The sequence below is a fragment of the Ruegeria sp. SCP11 genome (assembly GCF_040329455.1).
GTDB lineage: Bacteria > Pseudomonadota > Alphaproteobacteria > Rhodobacterales > Rhodobacteraceae > Ruegeria > Ruegeria atlantica_E.
Window position 1 is genome coordinate 1 of the sequence record NZ_JBDZYG010000045.1, and the last position, 2,388, is coordinate 2,388.

The following is a 2,388-nucleotide window of genomic DNA, read 5'->3' on the forward strand; positions in this document are numbered from 1 at the left end:
CTCGACGAATCGAAGCTTTCCGAAGAGTTTGATCTTTCTCGGACGCCATTGCGTGAGGTTTTGCGTCAATTGGCAGGTCAGGGCTATGTTGATCTGCGGGAAAATCGTGGTGCGCGGGTCAGTGAGATGTCACATGTGACCCTGCGCGATTTCTTTCTGGCGGCCCCGATGATTTATGGGGCTGTGCTGCAGCTGGCCGCCAAGAACGCCACTCGCACCCAGATTGACGCGCTCAAGAAGGCACAGGAGGCGTTCAAGGCGGCGCTGCGCAGCGGTTCGAGCGCCGACCGGGCCATGGCCAATAACCGGTTTCACGAGATTACCGGTGAGATGGCCGACAACATCTATCTGGCGCCGTCCTTCCAGCGCCTGTTGATCGACCATGCCCGGATCGGGATGACCTTTTATCGCCCGCAGACGGCGAAGATGTCCGAAAACCTCTCTGAAGCCAGTGCGCAGCATGACGCGATTATCGCCGCCATCGAGGCGGGCGACGAGGCGGCGGCCGCGCAGCTGGCCATCGATCATTGGAACCTGTCGCGCGATCAGATCGAGCTGTTCGTCATGCCCGCCGGGCTTGACGTGCCGCTGGGCACAATGACGCGCAAAACCCCTGCATGAGGACCTGAATGAACCCGATTTTCAAGTTTGAGGGGATTTATACCCCGGTGGTCACGCCCTATCACGCCGATGGCAGCGTGAATTGGGACGCGCTGGCGCAGGTGATCGAATACCTGATCGAGCATGGCGTGCACGGCCTGATCTCGGGCGGATCGACCGGCGAGAACTATGCGCAGACCGTCGGGGAACGGCTTGAGCTGGCGCGGTTCACGCATGAGCAGCTGAAAGGCCGCCTGCCTCTGGTGGTAGGCACAGGTGCGATGATGACGCCGGACTCCATTGCTCTGGCCACCGGCGCGCGTGAGATCGGGGCGGATTCGATCCTGCTGGCCAGCCCGGCCTATTCGGTGCCGACCGACCGCGAAAATGCGCTGAACGCGCTGGCCATCGACAAGGCCGCCGATCTGCCGGTGATGCTGTACAATTATCCGCACCGCACCGGCACCATGATGGGGGAGGAATTCCTCGACCGTGTCGGCCGCAGCCGCAACTTCTGCGGCATCAAGGAAAGCTCGGGCGATATCAACCGGGTGCATCTTCTGGCGCGGGATTATCCGCATATCCAGCTGGGCTGCGGCATGGACGATCAGGCGCTGGAGTTCTTCGCCTGGGGCGCACCGTTCTGGGTGTGCGGCGGGTCGAACTTCCTGCCGGCAGAGCATGTGGCGCTGTACAACGCCTGTGTGATCGAAGGCGATTTCGCCAAGGGCCGCCGCATCATGTCCGCGATGATGCCGCTGATGCGGGTGCTGGAACAGGGTGGCAAGTTCATCCAGACCATCAAGCATGGCGTGACCATGAACGGGATAGACACGGGCGCGATGCGCGCGCCGCTGAAGGGCCTGAACAAGGATGACAAGCGCGCGCTGGAACAGGTGACGCGCGTGTTGAAGAAAACAATCGCTGACATCGTGGCGGAGGGCTAAGGCATGGAACTGCTGACACAGGAAGAATACAAATCCATCGCCGCAGGCCTGACCCTGCCGACCGGAGCCTTCATTGATGGCACGTTCCGTCCGGCGATCTCGGGTGAGACGTTCGAGACCCTGAACCCCGCCACCGGCGACAAGCTGGCCGATATCGCGGCCTGCGGCGCAGCGGATGTGGATTTTGCCGTCGAAAAGGCGCGTGAGGCGTTTGATGATGGCCGCTGGTCGAAACTGCACCCGTCCGATCGCAAGGACGTTCTGATCCGGCTGTGCAAGCTGATGACCCGCAACGCGCGGGAACTGGCCGTGATGGAGAGCATCGACAGCGGCAAGACCATCTATGATTGCGAAACCGTGGACGTGCCCGAGACGATCCACTGCCTGAAATGGCACGCAGAAGCGATCGACAAGATCTATGATCAGGTGAGCCCTGCCAGCGATGACCACATCGCCATGGTGGTGCGCGAACCGATTGGTGTTGTGGGGCTGGTGCTGCCGTGGAACTTCCCGCTGTTGATGCTGGCGTGGAAGATCGGCCCTGCACTGGCGGCGGGCTGTTCGGTTGTGGTGAAGCCGGCGGCCGAGACCACGCTGACCGCGCTGCGTCTGGCCGAAATGGCGATGGAGGCCGGTCTGCCGCGCGGCGTGCTGAACATCGTGCCGGGTGGCGGCGCAGAGGTTGGCGAGCCCATCGGTCGACATATGGATATCGACATGGTGTCCTTCACCGGCTCGACGGTGACGGGCAAGCGGTTCCTGACCTATTCGGCGGAAAGCAACGCCAAAGAAGTGGTTTTGGAGATGGGCGGCAAGAACCCGGCCATCGTCATGGACGACG

The 2,388-nt window shown here is 61.9% G+C and carries 3 protein-coding genes; all 3 read left to right on the forward strand.

Translation table 11 applies throughout. The features are described from left to right. On the forward strand, positions 1-621 hold a 621-nt coding region (locus tag ABLN94_RS24515; RefSeq protein WP_352997322.1), incomplete at its 5' end, for a GntR family transcriptional regulator. A gap of 8 nt (positions 622-629) precedes the next feature. Further along, positions 630-1,547, forward strand: a complete 918-nt coding sequence (locus ABLN94_RS24520; protein WP_352997324.1) for a dihydrodipicolinate synthase family protein — start codon at positions 630-632, stop codon at positions 1,545-1,547. Positions 1,548-1,550: 3 nt separating this feature from the next. Continuing rightward, a partial coding sequence (locus ABLN94_RS24525; protein WP_352997326.1) for an aldehyde dehydrogenase family protein occupies positions 1,551-2,388 on the forward strand: 838 nt, incomplete at its 3' end.

What these genes read in the sequence shown, in the direction of transcription:
- ABLN94_RS24520 (WP_352997324.1), top strand. Translation starts at nt 630, where the DNA reads ATGAACCCGATTTTCAAGTTTGAGGGGATTTATACCCCGGTGGTCACG.